The sequence below is a fragment of the Acinetobacter sp. SH024 genome, assembly GCF_000163635.1.
GTDB classification, from domain to species: Bacteria; Pseudomonadota; Gammaproteobacteria; order Pseudomonadales; family Moraxellaceae; genus Acinetobacter; species Acinetobacter pittii.
Genome location: NZ_GG753606.1, coordinates 63,392 through 79,027 on the forward strand (window position 1 = coordinate 63,392; position 15,636 = coordinate 79,027).

Annotated in this window: 12 protein-coding genes and 3 pseudogenes; 10 read left to right on the top strand and 5 right to left on the bottom strand. The window is 38.1% G+C overall.

The window, feature by feature from the left end; translation table 11 throughout:
• Positions 1-349 precede the first annotated feature (349 nt).
• Positions 350-1,477, top strand: coding sequence for an alkene reductase (locus tag HMPREF0013_RS23405; RefSeq protein ID WP_000655283.1), 1,128 nt, complete (start codon positions 350-352; stop codon positions 1,475-1,477).
• Positions 1,478-1,560: 83 nt separating this feature from the next.
• Here the strand turns inward: HMPREF0013_RS23405 and HMPREF0013_RS23410 are convergent, their stop codons facing one another.
• The gene (locus HMPREF0013_RS23410; protein WP_001088959.1) at positions 1,561-1,791 is read right to left on the bottom strand and encodes a hypothetical protein; all 231 of its coding nucleotides are present in this window, start codon (positions 1,789-1,791) and stop codon (positions 1,561-1,563) included.
• Between the two features lie 107 nt (positions 1,792-1,898).
• Positions 1,899-2,504 carry a TetR/AcrR family transcriptional regulator gene (locus HMPREF0013_RS23415; RefSeq protein ID WP_000805351.1) on the bottom strand — a complete coding sequence of 202 codons (606 nt, stop codon included), beginning with the start codon at positions 2,502-2,504 and terminating at the stop codon, positions 1,899-1,901.
• Between the two features lie 145 nt (positions 2,505-2,649).
• Between HMPREF0013_RS23415 and HMPREF0013_RS23420 the strand changes: the two genes are divergently transcribed.
• Both HMPREF0013_RS23420 and HMPREF0013_RS23425 read left to right on the top strand, forming a co-directional pair.
• A complete protein-coding gene (locus tag HMPREF0013_RS23420; RefSeq protein ID WP_000859510.1) occupies positions 2,650-3,669 on the top strand; it encodes an NADP-dependent oxidoreductase in 1,020 nt (339 codons plus the stop codon).
• A 15-nt stretch (positions 3,670-3,684) separates the two neighbouring features.
• Positions 3,685-4,323: a glutathione S-transferase family protein gene (locus tag HMPREF0013_RS23425; RefSeq protein WP_000631290.1), complete on the top strand. Its 639-nt coding sequence runs from the start codon at positions 3,685-3,687 to the stop codon at positions 4,321-4,323.
• 414 nt (positions 4,324-4,737) lie between these two features.
• Here HMPREF0013_RS23425 and HMPREF0013_RS23430 read toward each other — a convergent pair whose 3' ends face one another.
• On the bottom strand, positions 4,738-5,169 hold the full coding sequence (locus HMPREF0013_RS23430) for a PPC domain-containing protein (protein ID WP_000684953.1): 432 nt from the start codon (positions 5,167-5,169) through the stop codon (positions 4,738-4,740).
• A gap of 299 nt (positions 5,170-5,468) precedes the next feature.
• On the opposite strand from HMPREF0013_RS23430, the gene HMPREF0013_RS23435 reads away from it, so the two are divergent.
• Both HMPREF0013_RS23435 and HMPREF0013_RS25235 read left to right on the top strand, forming a co-directional pair.
• A complete protein-coding gene (locus HMPREF0013_RS23435) occupies positions 5,469-6,668 on the top strand; it encodes a tyrosine-type recombinase/integrase (protein ID WP_000059636.1) in 1,200 nt (399 codons plus the stop codon).
• Positions 6,669-6,701: 33 nt separating this feature from the next.
• Positions 6,702-6,923 (top strand): annotated as a pseudogene (locus tag HMPREF0013_RS25235) (antitoxin HicB).
• Positions 6,924-7,199: 276 nt separating this feature from the next.
• Here HMPREF0013_RS25235 and HMPREF0013_RS23440 read toward each other — a convergent pair.
• Positions 7,200-7,451: a hypothetical protein gene (locus tag HMPREF0013_RS23440; protein WP_000937271.1), complete on the bottom strand. Its 252-nt coding sequence runs from the start codon at positions 7,449-7,451 to the stop codon at positions 7,200-7,202.
• A 194-nt stretch (positions 7,452-7,645) separates the two neighbouring features.
• Here HMPREF0013_RS23440 and HMPREF0013_RS23445 point away from each other — a divergent pair, with 194 nt between their 5' ends.
• Entirely contained in the window at positions 7,646-7,867 is a 222-nt protein-coding gene (locus tag HMPREF0013_RS23445; protein ID WP_000627021.1) for a helix-turn-helix domain-containing protein, read from the top strand.
• Positions 7,868-8,411: 544 nt separating this feature from the next.
• Here the strand turns inward: HMPREF0013_RS23445 and HMPREF0013_RS23450 are convergent.
• On the bottom strand, positions 8,412-9,344 hold the full coding sequence (locus HMPREF0013_RS23450; RefSeq protein WP_001043693.1) for an IS5-like element ISAba13 family transposase: 933 nt from the start codon (positions 9,342-9,344) through the stop codon (positions 8,412-8,414).
• 136 nt (positions 9,345-9,480) lie between these two features.
• On the opposite strand from HMPREF0013_RS23450, the gene HMPREF0013_RS23455 reads away from it, so the two are divergent.
• From HMPREF0013_RS23455 to HMPREF0013_RS23465, 4 genes and pseudogenes are all read left to right on the top strand, one after another.
• Positions 9,481-10,458, top strand: coding sequence for an MDR family oxidoreductase (locus HMPREF0013_RS23455; RefSeq protein WP_000276416.1), 978 nt, complete (start codon positions 9,481-9,483; stop codon positions 10,456-10,458).
• 93 nt (positions 10,459-10,551) lie between these two features.
• Positions 10,552-11,774: pseudogene (locus HMPREF0013_RS24875) on the top strand (IS256 family transposase).
• Between the two features lie 43 nt (positions 11,775-11,817).
• Complete coding sequence (locus tag HMPREF0013_RS23460) at positions 11,818-14,484, top strand: excinuclease ABC subunit UvrA (protein WP_005804864.1); 2,667 nt, start codon at positions 11,818-11,820, stop codon at positions 14,482-14,484.
• Positions 14,485-14,649: 165 nt separating this feature from the next.
• Positions 14,650-15,582 (top strand): annotated as a pseudogene (locus HMPREF0013_RS23465) (IS5 family transposase).
• The last annotated feature ends 54 nt before the right edge of the window (positions 15,583-15,636 follow it).

The window sequence follows — 15,636 nt, forward strand, 5'->3', positions numbered from 1 at the left end:
GAAGACATGCTTAAAGAAAACGGTGGTCATTATTCTAAAGTGGATGATTGGCAAGTATATGTTCAAGTAGATGGCTTGCTGGTTACTGGACAAAATCCAGCATCTTCTGCTGCAACCGCTACAGCATTACTTCAATTGTTGAAATAAAGAGTAGCTAGTCTCTGTTGTGGTGCTTAGCAGTGAATAAACTTCTGACTCTGAGCAACTGGCGCAATAAGCAAAATAACCCTCACTTAATGGTGAAGGGCCTGAGTGAATAGCTTTCCTTCCTTTATTTTTCTATATACAGGAAGGAAGGTTATTTTTTTAATTTAGATCAATTAAGCCATGATGACTTGGATTCAATGAAATGAAAGACAGCAAACTTTTTCAAAACTTAAGCTTAGGCCCTTATGTTTTGCAAAACCGTATTGTATTGCCACCATTAACGCGGTCGCGTAGTACTCAGCCAGGGAATATTCCAAATGAACTGATGGCAACCTATTATCAACAGCGTGCCGGGGCAGGATTTATGGTGACCGAAGGTACGCAAATCGAGCCACGTGGTCAAGGCTATGCTTGGACTCCCGGTATTTACAGCCCTGAACAGATTGCTGGATGGCGTAAAGTGACGGAAGCAGTGCATGCTAAAGGAGGCATTATTTTTGCACAACTTTGGCATGTTGGGCGTGTTTCACATACATCTTTGCAACCCGATCACGCATCACCGGTCGCGCCCTCGGCTATTAGGGCTGATAGTAATGTTAAAGTCTTTATTGAAACCGGGCCCAATGCAGGGGCCTTGGCTGATCCTTCAATGCCACGTGCTTTAAGCAATGCAGAAGTTAAAGAATTAGTGCAACTCTATGCTCAAGCAGCGCGTAATGCATTGGCTGCTGGTTTTGATGGGGTTGAAATTCATTGTGCAAATGGTTATTTGGTAAATCAATTTATCTCTGCACATAGTAACCACCGTGAAGATGAATATGGTGGATCACTAAACAATCGTTTGCGTTTTTTACGTGAAGTAGTACAGGCAGTTGCTGAGGTGGTTGGTGCAGATCGTTTAGGAGTGCGTTTTGCCCCGCTATTTGAAAGTACAGAGGAAGATCGTGTTTATATGGGGTTGGTTGAAGATGATCCACATGTGACTTATATTGAAGCCATAAAAATACTTGAAGAAGTTGGGATTGCCTATTTATCGATTGCAGAAGCTGATTGGGATCATGCACCAGAACTTCCTCATAATTTTCGTAAAGATGTCAGAGACACTTTCAGTGGTCGGATTATTTATGCAGGTCGATATACGGCAGAAAGAGGGACTCGAATTTTAAAGGCAGGGCTGGCCGATTTAATTGCATTTGGACGCCCATTTATTGCGAATCCAGATTTACCCGATCGCATCGCCAATGGCTGGCCATTGAATGCAGTAGATGCAAGCACTATGTATGGTGGGACGGAAAAAGGCTATATTGATTATCCAGCTTACGCAGATTAATATTGACTAAGTGAGTTATTTTGCCAACCTTTGTGGTTGGCAAAATAAGGACTTAGGATTGCTGTTGCCAGCATAAATTCTTATTAAAACAAATTCTTAAAAATTTTTAGCTGTGTAATGAGCCAACCTGCCAGTGGGAAAGAAATCAGTTGCGTTACTGGCACTAATACTATGACTTCAATCAACACCATCATCGGGAAACTTTGATGCTGAGTAATTGGCTTTAATAAAGTGAGTACCAGTAATAGTGTGGGATATAAGCCTAAATATCCGACTAAAATACGAGTCATGAGGGCTTTAGGAGAAGAATTCATTGTGCGCTATACTCATGGATTGTAAATTAATCTAATAGCAACACATTAATAACTAATCATTGGGCTGCTGTCATTAATTATGTAATTGATATTTAATCTAAATTTTATCAATCTTCACTTTTTAATAGAAATTTAGTTGCTCTCAGAGCTTGATGTAATGGTGTTTTATCTTTTTGCAACTTACTCAGTAATGCTGCACCTAACCACATTTGGTAAAGTACTTGTGCCAACGTCGAGGCCTCAGTATTTGCTTGAATAGACTGATCCTGTTTTCCCAAATCAATTAAACCAGCAATACGTTGGATTACATCATCCACGCCAGCGGACATAATGGAACGCATATCTTCAGATAGATCGGCAACTTCTGCGGCAAGTTTCACAATTAAACAGCTATTCGCCCAACCACAGTGTGTTTCAGGATCTTCTATCCATAAATTAAAATACTCAATCAGCTTTTGATAAGGGGATTTATCGCTACGCCATACATCATTTAAACGGACTTGGTAATTATCCACATAATGCTGTACCAATTCACATCCGAAAGCTTCCTTGGATTGGAAATAATGATAAAACGAGCCTTTGGGGATCTCACAGCTCTGTAAAATTTCCTGTAATCCTACGCCAGTAAAACCTTTATGCAAAATCAGGTCTGAACTGGTGTTAAGAATGTGTAAGCGCTTCGCTTCAGACTTTTTAATAGGAGTAGGCTTCATATTAATTATTTACTCTATTGTAAAAAAAATAGACCAGTCGTATTGTTTTTTATTATAACTCATCTACAATGGATGTAAAGAAATTTTAATCATAATTTTTGATTATGAAGAGAAATACTTTTAAATAAAACATGGAGTTATATGTGTGAAAACAGTTATTAATCAACGCATCGTTTTAGCTAAACGGCCAGTGGGTGAGCCAAAACACAGCGATTTTCGTATTGAGCAAGTTGAGCTCAATGAACTTAAACAAGGCGAGATATTGTTAAAAACCATTTACTTGTCACTCGATCCTTATATGCGTGGTCGCATGAGTGATGCTCCCTCATATGCAGCACCGGTTGAAATTGGCGAAGTGATGGTCGGTGGAACAGTCAGTCAAGTGATGGCCTCTAAAAACCCAAAATTCAAAGAAGGCGAGTGGGTTCTTTCTGGAAATGGTTGGCAGGGCTACGCAATTTCTGATGGGACTGCATGTCAAAGCTTAGGTATGCAACCCGAACATCCATCTTGGGCATTGGGTATTTTGGGGATGCCTGGCTTTACTGCTTATATGGGGTTGTTGGACATTGGTCAGCCTAAAGCCGGTGAAACTTTAGTCGTTGCAGCTGCAACGGGACCTGTTGGTGCTACAGTTGGACAAATTGGCAAACTTAAAGGTTGTCGCGTGGTTGGCGTCGCAGGTGGGGCTGAAAAATGCCATTATGCAGTACAAGAACTCGGCTTCGATGCTTGTATCAATTATCATGATGAAAATTTTGCAGAACAATTACAACAAGCAGTTCCCAACGGTATTGATATTTATTATGAGAATGTAGGGGGTAAAGTGTTTGATGCGGTATGGCCATTGCTTAACTCTGCGGCACGTGTACCGGTGTGTGGTGTGGTTTCGCAGTATAACGCTACCGAGCAAGCACAAGGGCCAGACCGTTTACCTGGCTTTATTTCCACTCTTTTAAGAAAGCGTATTCGCATGCAAGGCTTTATTATTTTTGATGATTATGGCAATCAGTATCCGGAATTCAATCAGCAAATGTCTGAATGGTTGAAAGACAGAAAAATCAAATATAAAGAGCATATGGTGCAAGGTTTAGATAACACGATCAATGCTTTCAATGGTATGTTAAAAGGCAAAAACTTTGGCAAAGTGGTTGTAAAAATTTAAAAAAATAGGAATATTATGATTACACTACATCATTTAGATCAATCACGTTCTTTTCGCATTTTGTGGTTACTTGAAGAAATCAAGCAGCCCTATGAGCTGAAAAGCTATTATCGTGACTCAAGCACGCATTTGGCCCCTGAATCTTTAAAAAACATCCATCCTTTAGGGAAATCTCCAGTATTGGAATGGGATGGCAAAGTTATTGCAGAGTCAGGCGCAATCGTTGAGTTATTAATTCAGAAACTTGCGCCGCATTTAGCACCAGATATGGATGAACCTACCTATGTCGATTATCTACAGTGGATTCATTTCTCAGAAAGCTCTGCCATGCTGCCATTTTTATTAAAAACGTTTAATGCGATTGAAACCAAGCAGGGTACGAAGTTGGTATTTCTAGAAAATTATACTCAAGTTGAGTTCGATAAAGTATTCGGCCATTTAAATGAATATTTAAAAGATAAAGAATTTCTAGTGGCAGACCGTTTAACCGGTGCTGACTTTATGATGGGCTTTGGACTACATGCTTTAGTTTATCATATGGGACAAGGTGAAAATTATCCCCATATCCAACGTTATGTAGCAGGTTTAAGCCAACTACCTAGCTGGCAAGCCGCAGTACAAATTGAACAAAATGGTGTGAAAAGTCAAAAATAGCAAGATTGATTTTTTAAAGGCAATTTAGAAAAAGAATCGTGATTGTCAAGTACATCTAGTTATAAAATAAGCTGACACTTATTTAAATTAAACGCCTAATGAATTTCATCGGGCGTTCTCTATTTTAAAGATAAGGAATTACCATTATTTAAGACAAGTTTCGCCTATTCTTCCCATCAAATTCCTATCAAAAGAGTTTGAATATCACGACGGTTACGTTGAAAGATATAATCAACTTCTGAAAGAAAGAAACGTGACTAACGCACAGCAAGATTAAATTATTCCTCGGGGTATTAAACAAGTAAACTACATCATTTTACTAACATAAACGCATATACGTAAAAATCACGCCCCGTTTAACTGGCAATAGTTTTTGAACCCTTGTATAAAAGTTTAAACGAATCTAGCAAGTCTTTATTTAATGTTAATACTCATCCAGTATTGAGGTTTTTTATCTTTTCTTGCCTGTGATCTAGGTTGTAATACTCTAATTTCATACTCACCTGAAGCAGGTAAAATATAAATACCATTATCATCAAGCTTTGGAGAATATTCTCCAAGATTGATGGAGTCTTTTAATTGATTACCCCATAAGTAAGTTTCAACATTTCCTCCAGTCAACCTCACTTTTAACTTTTGCCCTTTTTTAGCATAAAATTTGTAGGAATCATACTTGTATCCATCTATCCTTCCGTAATAATTTGCAGAGTAAGCTTTTTTAGCAAACTTAACTACAACAGTCTTTCGTATATCATTGTTATCATTTGCAAGTGCGGCAGGGCTAAGCATAGTTAAAGTTAGGGTCATAAAAGCACCAGCTAGTAATTTCGTATTCGCTATTTTCATAAGGTTACCTTAATTCTTGTATCGCCCCTGACATAGTAACATAAGTAATAAGTAACCATGAATCATGGAACAGAACTGTGAATAGTCATAACATAGAGTTGCACTTCAAATGTTAATTTAAGACTTGCGAAATCAATGGTTAATTAATTGGTCACTAAGGAATAGCCAATCTATATATAAACTTTATTTAACAAATACTTATAAAAATATATGATGCGTATCATACGCATCATATATAAAGCGTTCTATTTTGATATAATTGATCCAATCAACCCCTTATTAGGTTTCATTTAAATTCCATGAGTCTTACTGATATTAAAGTTCGCCAAGCTCATTGCAAGGAAAAAACCTGTTTTTTATCCGATGAAGATGGGCTTAGCCTGAAGATTGAGCCGAGTGGAAGAAAATCTTGGTGCTATCGCTATACAGATCCACAAACTAAAAAACGTCGACGCATTCAGTTAGGTCTTTATCCTGATTTATCGCTGAAAAAGGCACGACAAGTCAGAGATGACTTTAAAGACAATAATTTCTGTTTTGAACATGATACTGCCTCTAATCTTATCACCTTTGGTAAGGTCGGGGAGGAGTGGTTACAGTTCAAACTGAAGAATGCCTTCAACGATCTACCCCGCTGTGGTGTACTACAGTTAGCAGAAAGATGCTTACAGCAAGATATTTATCCAGACCTTCAGGATTTACCTTTTCAAAACATCAAGCGCTATGACCTGGTTTCAGTAATCAAAAAAATAGAGGGACGCCAAGTAAAAGAACCTGTCAAAAAAGCTTGTAGTTATTTGAACCAAATTTATGACTACGCTGTAGCGATGGGTTATTGTGAGTTCAACATCGCTCATGGTTTAAATAAAATCACCATTAACAGCAAAATCAAGAAAAATTATCCGTATTTGAAAGCGGAGGAAATATCTGATTTTAAGAATAAATTACAAAAATTGGATGCCCATCCCATTATTAAAAAAGCACTGATGTTCAAATTACATACTGGCGTGAGAGGGGCCGAATTGTTATTGGCTGAGCCTCATCATTTTGATTTAAATGAAAAAATCTGGAAAATACCTGCCTTGCATATTAAACAGTTTCGACGAAAAGTCATATTAGGCCATGAGATTCCAGATTTTTTAGTTCCACTTTCAAATCAGGCTTTAGAGATTTTGAAAGACGTCATGCAGTGGTCATACGGTGAAAAATACCTTTTTGCTAGCCCTCGCAAACACAATCAACCGATTCATTTTAATACTCTAAATATGGCCATACGTAAGATGGGGTATGGCAAACATCAACTATCTTCTCATGGATTACGTTCTACTTTTAGTACCATTTTGAATGACTCAGGTTTGTTCCAAGATAATTGGATTGAGGCACAACTTTCACATATTGATAAGAACCGTACCCGTGCCAGCTATAATCACGCTGACTATTTAGCTCAACGGACTGAAATGATGCAGTGGTGGGGTGATTATTTAAGTACTAGTAAGTGAAAATCGTACTTTTATACATAAACTTAAAACATGATGGGGTGTCAAATGGATAGTAAACAATATACTTACCGTGTTAAATGGTCAGCTGAAGATAATGGGTATGTTGGGTTGTGTGCTGAGTTTCCATCATTGTCTTAGCATGATGCGGATCAGTCTAAAGCATTCTCAGGAATAGAGGAGCTCGTTGCTGATGTTGTCGCTGATATGATTAGCAATAATGAAAAAGTTCCTACACCACTCTCCGGAAAAATATAGTAGGCAATTTATTGTCCTTGTTCTCAGTGGTTCAACAAAAACTAGCCCTCGAAGCTGCAGAACGTAGTGTGGGCATGAATCGTTTAGTATCAGTAAAAAGAGCTATGTAATTTTAGTCTTTACTAAGGTCTAGTAGGAGTGAGTGATAAAGCAGGAACAAGAATTTATGCTTCATATACTCTGTAAATCGTATGAATTTGAATTAATAGGTATTTTAAAAGAAAGTTTTCTTTGATTTAGTGTTTTTATATAAAAAAAATAATTTTTAAAAATAACTTAGGCTAATTGATAAACACTATCTGGAAAGATTAAAAGAAAATATTTTTTAATTTCTGCTAATTCATTTAAGGCAGGTTCTCTTTCTAGCAGTTGAAATGTCCAAATAAGTACAGCCTGATGATTATCATAGCAAGTATTTACTCCAAGAAAATTAGCCAATCCATAACTTCTATTGATGTTCATTTCTTTAATTAATTGATTTCCTAAGTCACGAGCTTGCTGGCTGATTAATAACTCATTTGGTAACACGGCGGTCATCTCCACAAAAAAATCTAATGCAGGTTCAATCCTTATATTTAAAAAGTTATAATTTAATTGAAATGGATAAAATATACTTTCTATAAGTTGTAATAACCTGCTGTAGGTTAATTTTAGCAAAGTATTACTCAGGCAACAACTTCAAATAACCCACAGCAAGTTATTTTTTGTAAATTAATTTAAATATGATTACTTGTAAGTTATCTAGCCTCATGGGCGATAGAAAAATTTTAAAATTAAGTGAAGTGGTGCATGCGACAGGAATTAATCGTAATACGCTGACAAGTATGTATTATGACCGTGCTATACGTATCGAATTGCCAGTCGCTGATAAGTTATGTAAATACTTTAACTGTACGATGAATGATTTGTTTGAGTTTAAGGAAGAAGTTGAAGAAAAAGATTAACCAATACTTCTTTTGATAAGTTTTCTCTACAGGTCTAATACTGAACTTTATAAAATTTCATCGAAAACAGAGATTTACTTTATTATTTATATAAAAGAATCAATCGAATGATAGAGGTTTTTTTCTTATAACTTAATCAAGAAGAGGGCTAATGACCCACAATAGCGGTAACTATTGTGGGTTTGTTCCATGTAATGCAAATTGCAGTACAAGGAATTTAAAATGACTTCACTGCTGATCTTACGTTGCCTTGTACTTATTGCAAGATTTTTAGTCTTTTTACATGATTTTTCATTTCACCATTTAAATTTCTTCTTTTTATCATTTTGATAATTTTAAGTACCCGATCTTGACGTCATAGTGTTTGAGATCGAACGTTCGATAGATGTCCGCAATCCATCGAATAGCTGAATCTCATTTGAGGTTCGCAGAGAGTCCAATATATTTTAGCTCAAGGACTCTATGATTGCTTTGGGATTTCTAATTCTAAATGGCTTTGTTGCACAAAGATTTAAAAGTTAAGACTTCTCATATCTACTCAAATTTAAGTGACAACTCGGGTATGTGGTCTGCCTAAGTCCGTAAATTTATTTAATACTGCCATACGTGCATGAATCTCATTGACTTGGCTTTGAAAATTTCTCGCACTGAGTTTATCCCCCAATAATTTGATGCAATGCATCTTGGTTTCAACCAAACTTCGCCGATGATAGCCTGACCATTTCTTCCAAATAGTTCTTCCTAAACGTTTAACTGTTAGAAGCAACTCATTGCGTTCTAGCGAGCCCATCTTTTTATCTTTCCATGGCTTCGCATTTTTTCTTGGTGGAATCACTGCATGTGCTTGCTGATCCGCAATGACCTGTCGGCACTGTTTGGTATCATAAGCTCCATTGGTATAGACGGAGTCAACTCTCTCATCTTGTGGAATCTGATCGAGTAAATCACCAAGTACCTGTGAATCACTCACATTGTTGGTTGTGAGCTGAACAGCGCGTATTTGTAAGGTTTTAGCATCTATACCAATATGTAGTTTACGCCATTGGCGACGATATTCAGGCTGATGTTTTTTACGCTTCCATTCACCCTCACTTAAGAATTTCAGACCTGTAGATTCAACGATTAGATACAGTCCATCACAACTTTTTTGATAGCTAATCACAATATCAATATGCTGTTGTCGTCTACAAATTGTAGTGTAGTCTGGCGCTATCCAATTTAACCCACAAAGATGGATGAGACTTTGAACAAAGCCTGTGACCATGCGTAAAGACAATCGAAAGAGAGATTTAATCATTAGGCAGCATTGGATAGCTGCGTCGGAGTAAGTTTGATTTCGTCCTTGTTTGCCTTTTGATGGGGCATACCATTGCGTAGCAGGATCAAACCAAATGGCAATATTTCCACGATTAATGAGAGCCCGGTTATATGAAGACCAATTGGTTGTGCGATAAATTTTAGGTGTCGACTTATTCATTTGAAAATTATATTGTGGAATAAGCCTTTAGAGATAGGTTTGTGCAACAAAGCCATTAAAAAATAAATGCAGACGTCTGTATTTATTTTTTAATTAATTCTAGACAAACAGTCTAATTAAATAGAGAGGAAGTTCTATGTACAAAGGTATTGTAATTACTAAAGATGAAGCAGGTTACACATCAAAAATTACTGAGATTGCATCAAAGCCTTTACAAGAAGGAGAGGTTAGAGTCGAAGTCAAATATTCAACACTCAATTATAAAGATGCTTTAGCCATTACTGGGCGTTCACCAGTGGTGCGTAGTTTTCCTTTGACCCCAGGCATCGACTTTTCGGGTGTTGTGATTGAATCAAAACATCCAGCATGGAAAGAAAGAGATGAAGTTCTACTAAATGGTTGGGGAGTGGGTGAAAAGTATTTTGGAGGGCTAGCCGAGCAAGTCACTGTTTCTGGTGATTGGCTCATACAAAAACCTTCTGCTTTTTCTTTTAAAGATACGATGGTTATTGGTACAGCAGGTTATACCGCAATGTTGTGTGTCATGGCTTTACAAAAACATGGTATTAAACCAAGTGATGGAAAAATTTTAGTGACAGGTGCAAATGGTGGAGTAGGTAGTATTTCCATTATTATTTTGAATCATCTTGGTTATGAGATTACAGCTTCAACTGGTCGACCTCAAGAGTCAGAATATTTAACCTATCTAGGTGCGAGTGAAATTATTGATCGTATTGAATTATCTTCCTCAGGAAAGCCATTAAACAAAGAAGTTTGGGCTGGCGTGATTGATACTGTTGGAAGCCATACTTTAGCCAATGCATGTGCTAGTACAAAATATCGTGGTGCAGTTGCTGCGTGTGGTTTGGCAGGCGGAATGGATTTTCCAGCAACAGTTGCTCCATTTATTCTAAGAGGGATCACCTTATATGGAATTGATAGCGTGATGGCACCAATCGAATTAAGAAAAGAAGCATGGGAACGTTTGGCTACAGAATTAGATCAAACAAAATTAGAAACAGTAACGACTGAAATTCAGTTAACAGATGCTTTAAATATTTCCAATGAAATTTTAGATGGAAAAATTCGAGGTAGAGTTGTTGTACAGATATAGTTCAACAAAATGAGTTGTGGGACTGTTCTAAATTTTGTGTAAGTACTTAATTTTCATTTATCCTACTGAGGATAATAAAAAGAGGTACTTCACATGGATGAAGCTACAATCAAAAGTATGGCAGCTGAATTAGCTAAAGGTTTAAAAACTCCTGAAGATTTAAACCAAATGACAGCCATATTCAAAAAGTTCATGATCGAAACCGCTCTGAATACTGAGCTTTCTGAACATTTAGGCTATGAAAAGCATCAACCTAAGAATGGATCTAATGCACGTAATGGTTTTAGCTCCAAAACAGTTCTAACACAAGGTGGGCAGCTTGCTTTAGATATCCCTCGTGATCGTGACGGCTCTTTTGAACCACAGATTATTAAGAAGCATCAAACACGCATTACTAGCATGGATGATCAAATTCTTTCGCTATATGCGAAAGGAATGACAAATAGAGAAATTGTTGCTTTTTTTAAAGAATGTACGATGTCGATGTATCTGCCTCCCTTATTAGTAAGGTGACGGATGCTGTCATTAAACAAGTGACAGAATGGCAAAATAGAACACTCGATAGTCTTTATCCTGTTGTCTATTTAGATTGCATTGTTGTTAAGGTTCGTCAGCATTCAACAGTAATCAATAAATCAGTTTATTTAGCATTAGGCATTAACCTAGATGGCCAAAAAGAACTTCTTGGCATGTGGTTTGCTCAAACAGAAGGTTCCAAATTCTGGCTGTCAGTCATGACAGAGCTTAAAAATCGAGGAGTGCAAGATATTCTTGTAGCCTGCCTTGCGAAGCAGCGCTTCTCAGGACTAAAAGGCTTTCCTGATGCGCTAGCCTCTGTCTACCCTCATACTGATATCCAGCTGTGTATCGTGCATGTTGTACGCAATAGCCTGAGATTTGTGAGCTGGAAGGACTACAAAGCTGTAACAGCAGGATTGAAGGCGATCTATCAGGCAAGTACAGAGGAAAATGCTTTAAAGTCCCTAGATATCTTCTGCGATCAATGAAATCACCAGTATCCAAAAATTGGAGAATCTTGGCGGGCAAATTGGGAAAATATCCGAACGATCCTTAGCTATCCTGCTGAAATACGTCATGCGATTTATACAACAAATGCAATTGAATCATTGAATAGCGTGATCCGCCATTCAACTAAAAAGAGAAAGATCTTCTGTTCTGATGATTCAGTGAAAAAGGTCATTTATTTAGCAACTTCAAATGCTGCTAAAAAATGGACCATGCCAATTCAAAATTGGCGTTTAGCAATGAATTGGTTTACGATTCAGTTCGATGATCGATTAAAAGATCATTTATAAAAAAATGGGACTTACACAAAATAATTTACAGGCTCGTAGAAACATGAAAATACATTCTTTTGGTGAACACAATAACATTACTTTATCTAATAATTGTATTGAAGTTCGAGGTGCACGTGAGCATAACCTTAAGGATGTAGATGTTTCTATCCCAAGAAATGCACTTGTTGTTTTCTCAGGTGTATCGGGTTCAGGAAAATCATCACTTGCTTTTGGAACTATTTTTGCTGAAGCACAAAGAAGATATTTCGAATCTGTTGCACCTTATGCAAGACGCTTAATAGATCAGGTCGGAGTACCAGATGTTGATGCTATTGATGGTCTACCACCAGCAGTAGCATTGCAACAACAACGTGGTGCAAGTAATACCCGTTCTTCTGTTGGAAGTGTAACAACTTTATCAAGTCTCGTGCGAATGATTTATTCGCGTGCTGGTGCATATCCTGCCGATCAGCCAATGTTATATGCCGAGGACTTTTCACCGAACACTCCTCAAGGCGCTTGTCCTACCTGTCATGGTTTAGGTCACATTTATGAAGTTACAGAATCGATAATGGTTCCTGACCCAACACTGAGTATTCGTGAGAAAGCTATCGCATCATGGCCACCTGCTTGGCACGGGCAAAACTTACGCGATATCCTAGTAACCCTAGGGTATGATGTTGATCGACCATGGAAAGATTTACCGCAATCGGATAGAGACTGGATTTTATTTACTGAAGAAACCCCAACAGTTCCTGTCTATGCTGGTTTAAGCCCCGCTGAGACTCAATCTGCACTTAAACGTAAACTAGAACCCAGCTATATGGGCACTTTCACTGGTGCTCGTCGCTATGTCCTTCATACTTTTGCTAATACCCAAAGTACGTCGATGAAAAAACGTGTTTCACGTTTTATGGAAGGAAAAATATGCCCTTCCTGTCATGGTAAACGCCTTAAACCAGAAGCCTTATCTATTACCTTTGCTGGAATAGATATTGGTGAGTTTATGCAACTTTCTTTGGATAAGTTAACTTGCCTGCTTGAGCCCATTGTTCTTGGCAATTTCGAAGCTCATGATGCTGGAGAAAAGACTAATAATAAAGTAACCCAACTTGATAGATCTGAACGAGCAACAACAGGTAGAGCAGTGCATTCTGTATCTCCAGATGTAAGACGTACGTCAGCACTTTCAGATGAAAAGAAAATTGCTGCCCAGCGTTTAGCAAATGGTGTGGTGGGGCGTTTAAATCAATTACGCCAGTTAGGTCTTGGTTATCTAACATTAGATAGAGCCACACCGACTCTTTCAGCGGGAGAGTTACAACGTTTGCGTTTAGCAACACAATTAAGTTCTATGCTATTTGGTGTAGTTTATGTACTGGATGAACCGTCTGCTGGATTACATCCTTCAGATAGTCAGTCATTATATGATTCTCTCGATAAATTAAGAGACGCTGGAAACTCCGTATTTGTTGTAGAGCATGATTTAGAGCTCATGCGTCGTGCTCAATGGTTAGTGGATGTTGGACCAGATGCAGGAGAGCAAGGTGGTAATATTTTATATAGTGGAGTACCTCAGGGTTTAAGTGAGATTTCAGCTTCACGTACTGCAAGTTATTTATTTAATAAAATCCCAGTTACTCAAAGTTATGGACGTACACCCTCTGGTTGGCTTGAACTTAACAATATTTACCGACATAACCTGCATAATATTGATGCTCGTATACCTCTTGGTGTACTTACAGCAGTTACAGGTATTTCAGGTTCGGGTAAATCTAGTCTCGTTTCTCAAGCTTTACCCGAGTTAGTACTTTCATATTTAGGCAATGAATCTGAAACTAAAAACAATAATGAAAATAATCCTTTAAATGAAGGAATGTTGGTTACCGAGGTTACACAGGGTTCTCTGGCTGGTGATGTGGAGGCTATACAGCGTCTGGTACAGGTTGATCAAAAACCAATTGGTCGTACTCCACGTTCTAATCTGGCAACTTATACGGGTTTATTTGATCATGTTAGAAAGTTATTTGCTGGGACTCCTGAAGCTCACCAAGCTCATTATGATGCTGGACGTTTTTCGTTTAATGTGGCTAAAGGGCGATGTGAAACTTGTGAAGGTGAAGGCTTTGTCAGTGTAGAATTATTGTTTATGCCAAGTGTATATGCCCCTTGTCCGACATGTCATGGTGCTCGATATAATGATGACACTCTGAAAATTCGCTGGAATGGACGTAATATTGCTGAAATATTAGGAATGACCGTCAATGAAGCACGTGATTTTTTTGATGGAGAGGTCTCGATTGCTCGTTCACTACAATTATTAAAGGAAATTGGCCTTGGTTATTTACGTTTAGGGCAACCAGCGACTGAACTATCTGGTGGAGAAGCGCAACGTATTAAATTGGCGACCGAGCTGCAACGCAATCAGCGTGGAAATACACTGTATATACTTGATGAGCCAACTACAGGTTTGCATCCATCAGATGTAGATCGATTGTTAGTTCAATTGCAGCGATTAGTCGATGCGGGTAATACCGTGGTTATGATTGAGCATGATATGCGTGCCGTTGCACAAGCAGATTGGGTGATTGATGTGGGACCAGGTGCTGGAAATGCTGGTGGGAATATTGTTGTGGCAGGAACACCAAAACAAATAACAGAAAATCAAGATAGCCGTACTGCTCCATATTTAGTTAATGAGTTAGTGAGTCGTGATACTAAACGTTGATATTGCGAGTGGGTAGAATAAAACATTAAATTAAAAGCCTGTAAAATCAATCAGATATTTTTTGTTTTAGGTGGTGTGTGAGCATGAAATCTAAAAGTTTTTTCAACTAAGGGCTTTGTTGCACAAACCTATCTGTAACGGCTTTTTCAGCGATATAATTTTTAAATGAAGAAGCCTACACACAAAATCTACCGCACAACCAATTGGCCCGCATATAACCGAGCACTCATGAGTCGCGGAAATATTGCCATTTGGTTTGATCCTGCTACGCAATGGTATGCTCCATCAAAAGGCAAACAAGGGCGAAATCAAACCTACTCCGACGCAGCTATCCAATGCTGGTTAATGATTAAATCCTTATTCCGTCTATCTTTACATATGGTCACTGGCTTTGTCCAAAGTCTGATTAAAATTTGTGTATTAAATTGGACAGCACCAGATTACACCACGCTTTGTAGAAGACAAAAGCATATTGATATTGCAATTAGCTACCAAAAAAGTAGAGATGGTCTGCATCTACTCGTGGACTCTACTGGCTTGAAATTTCTAGGTGGAGGTGAATGGAAATGCAAGAAACATGGATCTGAATATCGTCGCCAATCGCGTAAGCTCCATATTGCTATAGAAGCTGAAACCCTTCAAATACGTACAGTACAACTCACGACAAATAATGTCAGCGATTCACAAGTGCTCGAAGATTTACTTTCTCAAGTTCCCTTGGATGAACGAATTGATTCAGTTTATACAGATGGTGCTTATGACACAAAGCACTGCCGACAAGTCATTTTAAATCGTGATGCACATGCGGTCATTCCACCCAGGAAGAATACAAAGCCTCGGAAAGATTAGCAAGTCAGGTCTATAGAGCGAAATGAGTTATTGAAAACAGTCAAACTGCTAGGAAGGTCACTTTGGAAAAAGTGGTCTGGTTATCACCGTCGAAGTTTGGTGGAAACCAAGATGCATTGCATCAAATTATTAGGCGATAAATTAACAGCAAGGAGTTTTCCTAGTCAGGTGAATGAGATTCATGCACGCGTAGCCCTTTTGAACAAATTCACAGAATTGGGGCGCCCTCACACCCAAGTTGTCACTTGAATTTGGCTCAATTAGGATCGCTTCTATCTTTCAAACCTTTATGCAACAAAGCCC